The sequence below is a fragment of the Magnetospira thiophila genome, from assembly GCF_054657015.1.
Genome location: NZ_BAAHXF010000001.1, coordinates 1178242 through 1192129, shown reverse-complemented (window position 1 = coordinate 1192129; position 13888 = coordinate 1178242). Strand labels below are relative to the sequence as shown.

Annotated in this window: 16 protein-coding genes; 8 read left to right on the top strand and 8 right to left on the bottom strand. The window is 61.9% G+C overall.

Annotated elements, in window-relative coordinates; translation table 11 throughout:
• Positions 1-47 precede the first annotated feature (47 nt).
• On the bottom strand, positions 48-275 hold the full coding sequence (locus tag ACYQ1P_RS05770; protein ID WP_460019392.1) for a DUF1674 domain-containing protein: 228 nt from the start codon (positions 273-275) through the stop codon (positions 48-50).
• A 95-nt stretch (positions 276-370) separates the two neighbouring features.
• On the opposite strand from ACYQ1P_RS05770, the gene htpX reads away from it, so the two are divergent.
• Together htpX and ACYQ1P_RS05760 are read left to right on the top strand one after the other, a co-directional pair.
• The gene (gene htpX, locus ACYQ1P_RS05765; protein WP_460019391.1) at positions 371-1246 is read left to right on the top strand and encodes a zinc metalloprotease HtpX; all 876 of its coding nucleotides are present in this window, start codon (positions 371-373) and stop codon (positions 1244-1246) included.
• Between the two features lie 44 nt (positions 1247-1290).
• Positions 1291-2583, top strand: coding sequence for an RsmB/NOP family class I SAM-dependent RNA methyltransferase (locus ACYQ1P_RS05760; RefSeq protein WP_460019390.1), 1293 nt, complete (start codon positions 1291-1293; stop codon positions 2581-2583).
• A 1-nt stretch (position 2584) separates the two neighbouring features.
• On the opposite strand, the gene ACYQ1P_RS05755 is transcribed toward ACYQ1P_RS05760, so the two are convergent.
• The 7 genes from ACYQ1P_RS05755 to mutM form a co-directional block, all read right to left on the bottom strand.
• The gene (locus ACYQ1P_RS05755) at positions 2585-3427 is read right to left on the bottom strand and encodes an SGNH/GDSL hydrolase family protein (RefSeq protein ID WP_460019389.1); all 843 of its coding nucleotides are present in this window, start codon (positions 3425-3427) and stop codon (positions 2585-2587) included.
• 26 nt (positions 3428-3453) lie between these two features.
• Complete coding sequence (locus tag ACYQ1P_RS05750; protein WP_460019388.1) at positions 3454-3936, bottom strand: hypothetical protein; 483 nt, start codon at positions 3934-3936, stop codon at positions 3454-3456.
• Positions 3937-4556: 620 nt separating this feature from the next.
• Positions 4557-5075, bottom strand: a complete 519-nt coding sequence (locus ACYQ1P_RS05745; protein ID WP_460019387.1) for a copper chaperone PCu(A)C — start codon at positions 5073-5075, stop codon at positions 4557-4559.
• A 114-nt stretch (positions 5076-5189) separates the two neighbouring features.
• A complete protein-coding gene (locus ACYQ1P_RS05740; protein ID WP_460019386.1) occupies positions 5190-5585 on the bottom strand; it encodes a DUF2946 family protein in 396 nt (131 codons plus the stop codon).
• Positions 5586-5635: 50 nt separating this feature from the next.
• Positions 5636-6412 (bottom strand): enoyl-CoA hydratase, encoded by a 777-nt coding sequence (locus ACYQ1P_RS05735; protein WP_460019385.1) that lies wholly within the window; start codon positions 6410-6412, stop codon positions 5636-5638.
• Positions 6413-6441: 29 nt separating this feature from the next.
• On the bottom strand, positions 6442-6804 hold the full coding sequence (locus ACYQ1P_RS05730; RefSeq protein ID WP_460019384.1) for a hypothetical protein: 363 nt from the start codon (positions 6802-6804) through the stop codon (positions 6442-6444).
• 33 nt (positions 6805-6837) lie between these two features.
• The gene (gene mutM, locus ACYQ1P_RS05725; RefSeq protein ID WP_460020137.1) at positions 6838-7680 is read right to left on the bottom strand and encodes a bifunctional DNA-formamidopyrimidine glycosylase/DNA-(apurinic or apyrimidinic site) lyase; all 843 of its coding nucleotides are present in this window, start codon (positions 7678-7680) and stop codon (positions 6838-6840) included.
• A gap of 46 nt (positions 7681-7726) precedes the next feature.
• Here mutM and ubiE point away from each other — a divergent pair, with 46 nt between their 5' ends.
• The 6 genes from ubiE to ACYQ1P_RS05695 all read left to right on the top strand — a co-directional run bounded on the left by ubiE (position 7727) and on the right by ACYQ1P_RS05695 (position 13881).
• Complete coding sequence (gene ubiE, locus ACYQ1P_RS05720; RefSeq protein WP_460019383.1) at positions 7727-8506, top strand: bifunctional demethylmenaquinone methyltransferase/2-methoxy-6-polyprenyl-1,4-benzoquinol methylase UbiE; 780 nt, start codon at positions 7727-7729, stop codon at positions 8504-8506.
• A 2-nt stretch (positions 8507-8508) separates the two neighbouring features.
• Positions 8509-10044 carry a 2-polyprenylphenol 6-hydroxylase gene (gene ubiB, locus ACYQ1P_RS05715; protein WP_460019382.1) on the top strand — a complete coding sequence of 512 codons (1536 nt, stop codon included), beginning with the start codon at positions 8509-8511 and terminating at the stop codon, positions 10042-10044.
• 87 nt (positions 10045-10131) lie between these two features.
• A complete protein-coding gene (locus ACYQ1P_RS05710; protein ID WP_460019381.1) occupies positions 10132-11622 on the top strand; it encodes a hypothetical protein in 1491 nt (496 codons plus the stop codon).
• Between the two features lie 130 nt (positions 11623-11752).
• Positions 11753-12961 (top strand): bifunctional phosphopantothenoylcysteine decarboxylase/phosphopantothenate--cysteine ligase CoaBC, encoded by a 1209-nt coding sequence (gene coaBC / locus ACYQ1P_RS05705; protein ID WP_460019380.1) that lies wholly within the window; start codon positions 11753-11755, stop codon positions 12959-12961.
• Positions 12958-13419: a dUTP diphosphatase gene (gene dut, locus ACYQ1P_RS05700; RefSeq protein ID WP_460019379.1), complete on the top strand. Its 462-nt coding sequence runs from the start codon at positions 12958-12960 to the stop codon at positions 13417-13419. The genes coaBC and dut overlap by 4 nt, the downstream gene beginning before the upstream one ends.
• Positions 13420-13425: 6 nt before the next feature.
• Positions 13426-13881 carry an RrF2 family transcriptional regulator gene (locus ACYQ1P_RS05695; RefSeq protein WP_460019378.1) on the top strand — a complete coding sequence of 152 codons (456 nt, stop codon included), beginning with the start codon at positions 13426-13428 and terminating at the stop codon, positions 13879-13881.
• Positions 13882-13888: the final 7 nt, after the last annotated feature.

Here is a 13888-nt window from a genome sequence, read left to right as displayed (position 1 = left end):
CGACAATATGCCCCAGGCGCCGTCGCGAGGCCAGGGGGCGCGGGGGCTCAAAAATCCACACAGCGGCCTTTTTTTTCCCAATCCCCGTAGCGGGTGGGTTCCGGTCCCTTGGGGCCGCCCACTTCGTCGGGGTTGGCGCGCTGTGGCGGCGGCGGGGCGGGTTCGGTAATCTCGGTGACCAGCGGCGGTTCCGGGGTCGCGCAACTGGCCTGCTCCGGCCAGGGGGCGATGGGACGCGGCGGATATTTGGGCTTTGGGGTCGGCTCGGAAGTCATGGGCAATATTCCACTCTCGGGGAGGTCTTGCGGCGGGGCGGTCTCGATACTATTCAATTCATAGACCCGAATGGAACCCGTTGAAAGGGGCGATCATGAGCTTTGCACGCACAGCCATCCTGCTGGCCGGCCTGACCGGACTGTTTCTGGCCGTGGGCTATATGCTCGGCGGCGAGGGCGGCATGATGATCGCTTTGCTGTTCGCCCTGGGCACTAATGTGTTCGCCTATTGGAATTCCGATAAAATGGTGCTGCGCATGCATGGGGCGCGGCAAGTGGGGCCGCGTGACGCCCCGGCCTTCTACGGCATGATCGAGCAGCTCTCCCGCAATGCCGGTCTGCCCATGCCCAAGGTCTATATTATGGATCAGCCGCAGCCCAATGCCTTCGCCACCGGGCGTAACCCGGAGAATGCCGCCGTTGCCGCCACCACGGGATTGCTTGAGCTGCTCTCTCAGGAAGAAATCGCCGGGGTCATGGCCCATGAGCTGGCCCATGTGAAAAACCGCGATACCCTGATCATGACCATTACCGCGACCATCGCCGGGGCGCTGTCCATGCTGGCCAATTTCGCCCTGTTTTTCGGTGGTGGGCGGGGCGAGGACCGGCCTAATCCGTTAGTCGGCATTGCCATTGCCATTCTGGCCCCGCTGGCCGCGATGCTGGTGCAGATGGCTATTTCACGAACCCGCGAATACGGGGCCGACAAGCTGGGTGCGGAAATCTGCCGTCAACCCCTGTGGCTCGCCTCGGCACTGGGGAAATTGGAGCAGGGGGCGCAGCGGATCGACAACCCTGCCGCAGAAGCCAACCCGGCGACGGCGCATTTGTTCATCGTCAATCCGCTGCATGGGGGGGCGATGGACAATTTGTTTTCGACCCATCCCAACATGGCCAACCGGATCGCCAAATTGCACGAACTGGCAGGCGTTGGCGCGGCTCCAAAACGGGCCCGCGGCCCCTGGTCGTGAACGGAGGCGCTTGCGTCGGCGGCCCGCATGGGGCATGAACGGCCATGACCGAAAAACTTTCCCCCAGCCGCCGCGTCGCCGGGACCGTCCTGGCCGACGTGCTCGACCGCAACCTGCCGCTCGAAGAGGCCTTTGCCGCCGCTGTCAGTGGGCAGGGCCTGAGTCCCCGTGATCGGGCCTTTGCCCGCCTGATTATCGCCACCACCCTGCGCCGCCTGGGGCAGATTGACGACCTGATTGAGCATTGCCTGGAGCATCCGTTGCCCGACAAGGCGCGGGCCATCGGCCACCAGCTGCGCCTGGGAATCGCTCAACTGCTGTTTCTCGATGTGGCGCCCCATGCGGCGGTGTCGGCGGCGGTGGATCTGGTCGCCAGGGAGTTCGAGGGGCGTTTCAAGGGTCTGGTCAACGGGGTGTTGCGGAGCATCGCCCGTGAGGGCCGGGGCTGGGCCGAGCAACAGGACGCCGCCCGCTGCAATCTGCCGGAATGGCTTTGGGACTCCTGGTCTGCCGCCTATGGAGAGGACACCTGCCGCCGCATGGTCGAGGCGCAAATGGCCGATCCGCCGCTGGATTTTTCGGTCAAAAGCGATCCCGAAGGCTGGGCCGAACGGCTGCAAGGGGTGGTCCTGACCACCGGAACGGTGCGCCGACCGCTGGGCGGCGGGGTGACCGATCTGCCCGGGTTTGAGGAGGGCGATTGGTGGGTGCAAGACGCTGCCGCCGCTCTGCCCGCCCGCCTGCTCGGGGACGTGGCGGGCAAGCGGGTGCTCGATCTGTGCGCCGCGCCGGGGGGCAAGACCCTGCAACTGGCGGCCGCCGGAGCCCATGTGACGGCGGTGGATCGCTCGAAAAACCGCATGCGGCGGCTGCACGACAATCTGGCCCGGCTCCAATTGACGGCGGAAGTCATTGTCGCCGACGCCACCCAATGGCGTCCGCTGGAACCGTTCGAGGCCATTTTGCTCGACGCGCCCTGCACCGCCACCGGCACCCTGCGCCGTCACCCAGACGTGGCCTATCACCGTGGCCCCACCGACAGGGAGAAACTGTCCGCCTTGCAGGATCGGCTGTTGCGCGCGGCCATCGGCATGCTCGCCCCGGGCGGGGTGCTGGTCTATTGTACCTGTTCCCTGCTGCCCGAAGAGGGGGAACAGCGCATTGACACGCTGCTGGCTGAAGGCCATGACCTGACCCTGGAGCCGGTTCGGGCCGAGGAAATCGGCGGCTGGGATGAGGCCCTTACTGCCCGGGGCGAGCTGCGCACCCTGCCCTGCCACCTGCCCGATGACGGCGGACTGGACGGGTTCTATGCGGCGCGGTTGCGGAAAGTGTGACTCACCTGAACAATCCACAGTCCGACAACCTGGCTACAATCGCTGCACTGACTATTTCGTTACCCGCAGCTTTCAGGTGCCCGGAGTCTGCATAGAGTGGATTCTTTCGTCCCGCGAATATACCACTTATATCCTGAATACAGCTATCGGAGTCGGTCCATTTTCGGTCGAGATTGGAAAAAATTTCCCTTGCTCCGTCAAAGAAAGTACGCCGGGTCTCAATCCCTTTCTGGTTTCGATTGAAAAAAACGACCTCTTGACCGGAGGGTTCCTTTCCATCCACACCTAAAATGGGCTGTAAAAAGAGCGCGACCGTGAATCCATATTGTTTTCCAGTAAACAGGATGCGCTCCAGGTTGGTGCGATACGAGTCCAGGACCTCGTTCATCGTCAAGCCATGTTCCTGTACTTGGTCGGGCTGAGGTTGATGGAGCAGACTTAACGTTAACTTTTCCAACATGTATAAGGAGACAAATCCTCTGAGAAACCGATAGCTTTCATCGGTTAAGGCCATCAAAAATTGCCGTAGTGAACCTTCGACACTATATAAGGCGTTCAACTGATCTGAGTACTCAACGTGCTTGCCAAGGGAAAGTGTCCGCGGGTCCAGAAGCCCATTTCGAGGGGCGCCCAGTCGATTCAGATCATTCCAGCCGTCATAAACGATGACTAAATCCGGGCTGTAACGAACCAGATCTGATACAAGATACAAATATTCTTGAGCCGAGGCGTAACCACCACATCCCGCATTTACGACCTCGAAATGATCGTATCCCTGCGGTGGGGATATTTGCGACAGTTGTTCAACAAGCTTTGACGGTAAATTATCCAATGGCGTTATCACGCCATCCCCTTCGACGGTGGACCCACCTAAAATAAAAATTCTATAGGTCCAGGTTCCTTATCTATGTCCACGCTGAAATCCAACGCACCAGCGGCAGCAAAACCCTGTTCGTTGGTGATCCTCCAGGTAGCCTCATGGAAGGATCGGTCTTCGAAGCCATCCATCAAATCTATGGACTTTGTTATTCCGACATTGCGACCGAGGCGCCAACCGAGTACGGGATCTGCCACATGCCATTGACGAGCCGCAACCGGGGAAAAAGCGTAATCACCAACGTAGCGGACATTGATGTTTTCGGGAATTCCTGTAGGGGAAAAGAGACTAATAAGATGATATCGATGCCCGTATGATTGAAGTGGCGTGTTATAAATTTCGGTCTTAATAACAACAAAAAATATAGTTATTATTAAGTCAAAAACAAAAAATGGTAAAATAGCAAATAAAATATAATACAATTTTTTAAATCGTACCTTGCTCCACCATAACTCAATACTGTTTGTTTCTGTCATGCGGATCTCAATAGAGAATTTTAGATTATAAAAATTTTCGAATCAGAATTTTATTAATATTTATACGGTAAAAATGGAACCTAAAAAAGTGATTTTTGGTAAAAATGTGGCATTTTATATTCAGGCCGCCTCCAGAGGGACTTGGCCTGCACAAACGTCTGGCGCGGACAGTGGCTCCCCGCAGGGAATGTGCCTTCCCCAACGGTGGGTCGTTGCCTGGATTCGACCTCCAGGGGGGGATCGCATATGAACAATCGGGGTATCCTGATCGGCTGAAATGGATTGCAGTGTCGCCTCACACATGGAGGCGATGGGGTGTCTTGGTATATGACTACTTATGCCGATATTCCCGATCCCCAGACGGGAAATGCAAAACGGCAGGAAATTCTTGAGGCTCTGATGATCGCTTCGCAGAGGAACTGGGCGAGGCCGGTGACGGTGTGATCGTCATCGACGGTAAAGCGCTCCGGCGGTCCTGTCGGTGGTTACCGCCTTCGCCGCCGCGCCCCAACGGCCTCGCTCAATCCATCCTCGGTCCAATGCGATAACCCTAGTCCCAGGGGCGGAATGGGCGACTTCCGCCCCTTTCGCCCCCTTCGCCCGGAAATGCGGCTTCGAGACTACTTGTGGCCCGGCATCATGCCGTCCTTCATCTCCATGCCGTGCTCTTTCATGGTCTCCATGCCCATGGACCCGGCCGACTTCACCGTCACCTGAATGGTGGTGCTTCCGGCCTTCTCGAAGGTCAGGGTCACCGGGAAGGTCTGGCCTTCTTCCAGGGGAGCGTGCAGGCCCATGAACATCACATGGAAACTGCCCGGCTTGAGGCTGACCATGCCGTTGGCAGGCACCGGGATATCGGGGACCTGGCGCATCCGCATGATGCCGTCGGCCATGATATGGGTATGCAATTCAGTAACCTTGGACACATCGGCGGCGGCGGCGATCAGCTTGTCCTCGGCCCCCGCGTTGTGAATGTCCATGAAGGCCGCTCCGGCCCGCGCCATGCCGGCCGACGCCCGTGCCCAGGAATCCTGGATGGTGAGGTCGCCCAGTTTGACCGTCTCGGCGGTGGCGGCGGTGGCGGACAGCATCAGGGCAGCCGCCCCGGCAAGCAGCAGCTTGTGCAGGTGAGTCATCGTATCAAATCCTTATCAGGTCTCTATCATTGTCATGTCGGCCCCGGAGGCGGCCTTCGGGGGGACTCACCTCCGGCCCGACAAGAGGAAAAATTTGGGAAATTGTCGGGTGCTTCAGACGAGACTGGGCGGACCACGCACCGGAGGCCTGGCACCGCGCGGGCTGGATTTCGGGGTCTCGGCCCGCGCCATCGGCTCAGCCACTTCCTGCGGGGAAACGGCAGGAAAATCAGTCTCCGGGACCAGCAAAGCTGCGCCAAAGGCGAGGCTGGTACAAACCGGGCAATCGGATAGGTCGGCTCGTTCACCGGGCGGCGGTGGCGGATCGCCGAGGGGCAGAATCTCCGGCGGTCCGAAGGCCTTGCAGATCACCAGATAGGTCGGCCCGTCGGCCCGCGCCACCGGAATGCCCTGGGCAAACGGCAACAGCACCTGAACCATGAAGGCCCAAGTGGCAAACCAAGCGGCGGCTCGCAGGCGGTCGCGTCTATGAAGCCATCGGCTGAACATAGTGTTTATCCTAGACGGCCTCTCTGCGGCAGGCAAGAATTAGCGGTGGGTCAGCGATTGTGGAAGGTCGGCTTGCGCTTTTCGACAAAGGCCGCCATGCCTTCCTTCTGGTCCTCGGTGGCGAACACCGCATGAAAGGCGCGGCGCTCGAACAACACGCCCTCGGCCAGGGTGGTCTCATAGACCCGATTGACCGATTCCTTGATCATATAAACCGCCGGGCGGGACATGCGGGCGATGGTGGTTGCCACCTTGACCGCTTCATCGAGCAGTTCAGCGGCGGGAATGATCCGGCTGACCAGCCCCGACCTCTCGGCCTCCTCGGCATTCATCATGCGCCCGGTCAGGCACATCTCCATGGCCTTGGACTTGCCCACCTGACGGGTCAGGCGCTGACTGCCCCCGGCCCCGGGCAGAATGCCCAAGGTGACTTCCGGCTGCCCGAATTTCGCCGTGTCGGCGGCCAGAATGAAATCGCACATCATAGCCAGCTCGCAGCCGCCGCCGAGGGCGAATCCGGCCACTGCCGCGATCACCGGCTTGCGGCATTGGGTGACCCGCTCCCAGTCGCCGGTGATGAAATCGGACAGATAGACATCGACGAAGCTGCGGTCTTTCATTTCCTTAATGTCGGCCCCGGCGGCGAAAGCTTTTTCCGAGCCGGTGAGGACGATGGCTCCGATGGCGTCGTCGGCCTCGAATCCGGCCAGGGCCTCGCCCAGTTCGGCGATCAGCGCGTCGCACAGGGCGTTCAGCGCCTGTGGCCGATTGAGGGTGATCAGGCCCACCGGCCCCCGGGTTTCGACGATGATATTTTCAAAGGCCATGGCCTTAAGCTCCTGAAATGGTGAATCGTTCAGTATTTGGGTCCGGGCTTGAGTTCAAATCGGACGCTGACTGCCGAACTGCCGACGGACTCGATGGTCAGGCCGAGGGACTCCCCTTCGCGGAGAAACTGACCGGATGCGGCGCGGGTCCAACCCAGTTGAGGCAGGGTTTGATCGTAAAATTCGGAGACCTGCTCTGCCGTGACCGCGCCGGTGGCCGTGGTTTCGGCCAACCGGCCCTGGGGCGAATCGAAGACCATGCCCGCGTCCAGGGCTTCGCTCAGTCCCGACATCAACGGCACATCCTCAAGGATGCTCAGAAAGGCGCCGTCCTGGGCTCCGGCCGTTGCCGACCAGAGGAGCAACCCGATCCACAAGATGATTTTTTTCATGCCCATTCATCCCCTTTGTTGTTCTTACATACGTCAGCTTTGCCGCGTCGCACAATAAAAAGTCGATCGCCCGGATTGGACCAGCCGTTGAATGCCGCCGGTTTTCGCACGGTCACAGGTGCAGCCCGGACAGGCCTCCCCGGTTCGCCCGTAGACGGCGAATCGGTGCTGGAAATAGCCCAGGTCGCCGTCCGGCTGTCGATGATCGTTCAATGTGGAGCCTCCGGCGGCCACTGCTTCGGTCAATACGTCACGGATGGCGGTCGCCAGGTTCTCCGCCCGTTGTCCGGTGACCGTATCGGCGCGGCGACGGGGTGATAGCCTGGCCCGGAACAGGGATTCGCAGACATAGATATTGCCCAGCCCGGCAATCACCTTCTGATCCAGCAACGCCCCCTTCAAAGGCCCGCGCCGTCCGGCCAGGGCCGCCGCCAGTCGGGGGCCGTTGAAGCCGTTGGACAGGGGTTCGGGGCCGAGGTCGCGCAACAGGGGATGGGTCTCCAGCGCGCCCGGGGCAATCCAGTCGACGAAACCGAATCGACGGGGGTCCGTATAGCGCACGCAGGTGCCTGATTCGGTGACCACATCCATATGGTCGTGCGGCCCCGGGGTGGGCAACGGGGGACTCAGGATCTGGAAGCGCCCCGACATGCCCAGATGACAGAGCAGGCAGGCCCCATCGTCCAGATGCAGCAAAAGATATTTGGCCCGGCGTCCCAACCCGGTAACGGTGCGTCCGACCAGCTTCCCCGACAAGTCGGCGGGAAACGGAAAACGCAGGTCGGCGCGGCGCAGCACCACATGGGTCAGGCGCTGTCCTTGCAGGGCCGGGGCGAGGCCCCGCCGGACGGTTTCCACTTCGGGCAATTCGGGCATGCCAGGAGAGTAGCGCAGCGGAACGGCTTCGGCTATGGTCTCGACCATGAGCAGCGAAAATCAGACCCCCGACGCCCCACAACAGGATGGCGAATCGACCACCCACTTCGGCTTCCAGACCGTTGCCGAAGCGGAGAAGGCGAAGCTGGTCCGCCATGTGTTCGACAGCGTGGCCTCGCGCTACGATCTCATGAACGATCTCATGAGCATGGGTGTGCATCGGCTGTGGAAGGCGACCTTCCTCGACATGCTGCGGCCCCGTCCGGACATGCGGCTGCTCGACGTGGGCGGCGGCACCGGTGACATCGCTTTCGGCTTCCTGGAGCGCGGCGGCGGGCGGGTCGAGGTTTGCGACATCAATCATGAAATGCTGTCGGTGGGGCGGGATCGCGGCCTCGACCAGGGGATACTCGACAATATCACATGGACCACCGGCAATGCGGAGACGCTGCCCATTGCCGATTGTTCGGTTGATGCCTATACCATCGCCTTCTGCATCCGCAACGTGACCCGCATCCCGTTGGCCCTGCAAGAGGCGCGGCGGGTGCTCAAACCCGGTGGACGTTTTTTGTGCCTGGAATTTTCCCAGGTGACGGTGCCCGGTCTGCGGCAGCTCTATGATACCTATTCGTTCAACCTGCTGCCCCGGGTCGGTCAGGCGGTGACCGGAGATCGGGATGCCTATCAGTATCTGGTGGAAAGTATCCGCCGGTTTCCCGATCAGCAGACCTTCGCCGTCATGATCGCCGAAGCAGGCCTGGACATGGTGAAGGTGCGCAATCTGTCCGGGGGCATCGCCGCCATCCATACGGCATGGCGCCTCTAGTCATGCTGCGTCTGACCCGCAACCTGCTGCGTCTCGTTGGGATTGCCCGCGCCCTGGCCCGCCACGACGCCCTGTTTTTGCTCGAACGGCTTGATGTGGCGCCCATCGTGGTGATGATGGCCCGCGCCACCGCCCTGCGCCGCAAGCCGGGTCGTCCCGGTCAGCGGCTGGCCCGGGCGTTGGTCGCCCTGGGCCCCACCTTCATCAAACTGGGTCAGATGCTGGCCACCCGTTCCGATCTGCTGGGCGAGGAAATCGCCGCCGACCTGACCGAATTGCAGGACCGTCTGGCCCCTTTTCCCTATGAACAGGTGCAACAGATCCTGGAGACCGAATTCGGTCAGCCCCTCGACAGCCTGTTCAGTTCCTTCGACGAAACGCCGGTGGCGGCGGCCTCCATCGCTCAGGTGCATTTCGCGGTCACCCCGGAAGGCCGGGAAGTGGCGGTCAAGGTGTTGCGGCCCAATATCGAGGACGCCTTCGAGCGGGACCTGGATCTGTTCCGCTGGCTGGCCGAGTTGGTGGAGGCCACCCGGCCCGAACTGCGCCGGTTGAAGCCCGCCGAATCGGTACGCACCTTCGAGGAAACGGTGCATTTCGAAATGGACTTGCGGTTCGAGGCGGCGGCGGCGGCGGAAATGGCCGAAAATTTTGACGGCGACCCGACCTTCTGGGTGCCCGAGGTCGATTGGCGACGCACCGGCCAGCGGGTGCTGACCACCGAGCGGGTCTATGGCTGCCGGTTCGACGACCGCAAGGCCATCGTCGCTGCCGGTCATGATCCGAGCGAGGTGATGACCCTGGCCGCCGGGGCATTCTTCAATCAGGTGTTCCGCGACGGTCTGTTCCATGGGGATCTGCATCCAGGCAACATGTTCGTACAGCGCGACGGCACTCTGGCGGTGGTCGATTTCGGCATCATGGGGCGGCTGGACAAGACGACGGCGCGGCATCTGGGGGAAATGCTGCTTGCCTTTCTCAATCGCGATTACCGACGCGCCGCCGAGATCCATTTCGAAGCCGGGTGGGTGCCCGCCGACCAGTCGGTCGAGTCGTTCACCCAGGCCTGCCGCTCCATTGCCGAGCCCATTCTCGGGCTGCCGCAGAACGAGATTTCCATGGCCCGACTGCTGGCCCAGTTATTTCGCATCACCGAGTATTTTCAGATGGAAGCGCAGCCGCAACTGCTGCTGCTGCAAAAAACCATGCTGGTCGCCGAAGGGGGCGGGCGTCGGCTCAACCCGGACACCAATATGTGGCTGCTGGCCCGTCCGTTGATTGAGGACTGGGTGATCGACAATCTGGGGCCGCAGGCCAAGGTGTTCGATGCCATAGAGGATCTGAGCGACAGTTTGCGCCGTTTGCCGCGCACCCTGAGCAACCTGGAGACGGCGTTGCACAATCTGTCGGATCAAGGATTGCGGGTGCATCCCGAAACCTTGCGCGGGCTGCACGATGGTGGCCAAACGCGGGGAGGTGTTCCACTTTGGGTGGCCATTGGGCTCGCCGGGGCCTTGATGCTGGCTATCGTTTTGTGATTTAAGGGGCAAAGGGTCGGGCGGAGGGACTCCAATTTCGCGCCGAGAATGATACCATGGGACTTCGAATCCAGGAGTAGTCTGTTAATGGCGGATCAGAACGACACCCCAAGCGTCGAAGAGATGGAAGACTATTGTCTTGACGTGCCCGACTTCCTGAAACCGGAAGCCAAGGCGCTCATCGGCCGCCTGCTCGCTGTCTGGCTGAATGATAATTGCGTCACGCCCACCGAGTTGGTGTCCCTGGCCGGCAATCAGAAGCGTCTGGAACTGTCCGGGACCACCCGCCGCAACGCCATCGACCGGGCCGCCGGGGCGCAGGCCAAGCTGGCCCAGACCCGGGGCTCCGACCGCATGAAGGAACTGACCGAACTGGTCGACGGCCTGATGCGCTTTTCCACCAAGCACGAGGAATGGGCCGAGGCTCATCCGATCACCCCGCAGTCCTTCGACGCCATGGTTGAGGAAGCGACCAGGCAGATGCAGGGCGTCGACCTGGAAGCCCGGGTCAATGCCGCCATTAGCCTCTATCTGGGGGGCACCAATCGCTGGCCGGAAAAGATCGAGCGCGTGCTGACCCTGACCGAATCGGTCAAGACGCCGGCCGCCATGGTCTATGTGGAACGGCTGATGGCCGAAATCCTGTCCAACGGCGAGATCATGGGCAGTCTGCTGGAGCATCCCGACCCGGAAGAGAAGAAGCTGCTCGATATCGTTGCCATCGCCAGCGGCACCGGCAAGCTGCGTCACGATATTCCCAAGCTGGTGCCGCGTCTGCAGGCGGTCGTCCACAAAATGAAGCTGGAAACCGCCCGTCAGGCCCTGGTGGAAGCCCTGGCCCGCGGCCTGACCGGCACCACCGCCCTGACCCGCAGCTTCGAGGTCACCCCCGGCAATTCGGAGTCCCGAATTGGTGAATTGAAGGCGGTGCATGGGATTTTCGCGGCGGTCAACGCGGCCCCCGTACCGCTGATGGATCAACGGCTTTCCCAGGCGTTTGAAGTCCGCATGACGCGGGTGTTCACCGAAGAAGCCATGAGCGACATGCTGCGCGGCCTGCCAACCGCCGGGCAGGCGGACATGCTCGGCGTCTTCCAGGCCAATGTGGTCGGCAGCCGTTCGGTTTCCCTGGTTCAGACGGCGGTGACCCGGTTGTTCGGCGATACGCGCTTCATCGAAAAACTTCAGGAGATCGGCGGCAGCGCCATCGACCGCATCAGCCGCTTGGGCAAGGCCGCCGCCACGGTCGAGGCCTCCGACATGCTGCAGGCCAAAAAGACGGAAATCCTGCAAGCCCTCGACGAGGCCCAGTATACGATTCTGAGGCGGGAAAATGTGCTGGGCAAGATCCACAGCGGCCCACAGTCCAATACGGCGAAAGGCATGTCCATGCTCGCCCTGTGCCGGGATGCCCACTTCATCCCCGGGCGCAATCAGGAGGCGGCCCATAAGCTGACCCGCCATTTCCTGGCCCAGAAGGATTTCCTGCCCGGCTATCTGGAGGGAGCCACCGGTGGGGCGCGGGAGAAAAAGATGATGCAACTCAAGAAGATGCTCAAGATCGCCGGTCTTTCCTGAGGCCCATTCCCCATCCCAATAAATCCATTCCGGAAATTCCCCGGAAAAAACGCACAAATTTGTTGCATGCTCCGGCTGTCGCAGGTAGTTTATCCACAGTTCCGATTAGTTATTTTGGGGATCATCCACCTTGCTTGACGGTAAACAGATCCTTCTCGTGGTCGCGGGGGGGATCGCAGCCTACAAGAGTCTGGAATTGATCCGTCTGCTGCGGGCGCGGGGGGCGGCGGTGCGTTGCGTCCTGACCCGGGGCGGGGCGCAATTCGTCACCCCCTTGTCGCTCGGCGCGTTGAGCCAGGACAAAGTATACAGCGAGCTGTTCTCGCTCACCGACGAACAGGAAATGGGGCATATCCGTCTGGCCCGCGAGGCCGATTTGGTCATCGTCGCGCCGACCACCGCCGACCTGATGGCGCGGCTGCGCGCTGGACGGGCCGACGATCTGGCCTGCGCCGTTCTGTTGGCCACCGACAAGCCGATACTGCTGGCCCCGGCGATGAACGTCCGCATGTGGGAGCATCCGGCGACCCAGGAAAATTTGGCGACCCTTGAGGCGCGCGGTCTGTATCGAGTCGGTCCCGGAATCGGCGACATGGCCTGTGGCGAATTCGGCGCGGGCCGGATGGCCGAACCGGCGGAAATCGTCGAGGCCGCCGCCGCGCGGCTGGGGGATCGCCGTCGACTGGCCGGTCGCCATGCCCTGGTGACCAGCGGCCCGACCCATGAACCCATCGACCCGGTGCGCTATATCGCCAACCGCTCCTCGGGCAAGCAGGGTCACGCGGTGGCCGCCGCCCTGGCCGACCTGGGGGCACGAGTGACTTTGGTTTCCGGTCCGGTGCAACTGGCCGATCCGCGGGACGTGGACGTGGTCCGGGTGCAATCGGCCCGCGACATGCTGGAGGCCTGCCGGGCCGCATTGCCCGCCGATGTGGCGGTCTGTGCCGCCGCCGTTGCCGACTGGCGGATTGCCGACGCGGCGGAGAACAAGATCAAGAAGCAGGCCAACGGTGCGCCGCCATCCCTGGAACTGACTGAGAATCCGGACATCCTGGCCCAGCTGTCGCTGCCCGGCCCGACCCGCCCGGCACTGGTGGTGGGGTTTGCCGCCGAGACCGAGAACCTGCTCGACAACGCGCGCCGCAAGTTGGCCCGCAAGGGCTGCGACTGGATCGTCGCCAATGACGTGTCGCCGTCCAGCGGCACCTTTGGCGGTGACCAAAATCAGGTCCATCTGATCACCGCCGAACGCTGCGAGGCCTGGCCGCGCATGGACAAGAGTGCCGTCGCCCGGGCCTTGGCCGGACAGATTGCCGATGCCCTGGACATGCGCCCATGAATGCGGTCCCCATCCCCGTCCGGCGTTTGCCCCATGCGGTCGATTTGCCGTTGCCCGCCTACGCCACGGCCCTAAGCGCCGGCATGGATCTGCATGCTGCGGTCCCGGCGGCGGAGGAATTGGCCCCCGGTCGCCATGCGATGGTCCCCACCGGCCTGACCCTGGCCCTGCCCCCCGGTTTCGAGGCCCAGGTGCGGCCACGCTCCGGACTGGCGGCACGCCACGGGGTCACCGTACTCAATAGCCCCGGCACCATCGACGCGGATTATCGCGGCGAGGTGTCGGTGATCCTGATCAATCTGGGATCAATGCCTTTTACCGTTACGCGCGGCATGAGAATCGCGCAGCTGGTGGTCGCCCCGGTGGCGACCGCTCAGTGGCAAGAAACGGAACAACTGCCCGAGAGCATGCGCGGATCCGGTGGATTCGGGTCAACCGGGCTCACTGGAGGAGACTAGGAAACCATGCTTCGGCTATCGAAAAAAATGCTGTTTGCGATCGAGGCGGTGCTCGATATCGCATATCACGCCAGTGCCGAACCGGTGCAGAGCCGGGAAATCACCCGCCGCCAGGGCATCCCCCGGCGCTATCTGGAGCAGGCCTTGCAGCAGTTGGTGCGGGCCGGAATCCTGATTGGCGTGCGCGGCCCGCGCGGCGGCTATCGGCTGGCCCGCGAGCGCCGACGGGTCACCGTCGGCGAGATCGTCCGGGTGGTCCGCAAGATGGAAACCGGCGACGATCCGATCCAGGACCAGACCGGTTCCGATCTTGGCCTGCAAGTGGTGCGCCCCTTGTGGCAGGAGTTGCAGGAAGAGGTCATGACCAAGCTGGACTCGATCAATATTGACGACCTCTGCCAGCGGGCCAACCGGGCCGGGATTGTCAGCGAGGGCCGAAAGAACATCGATTTTTCCATTTAATCCAAGC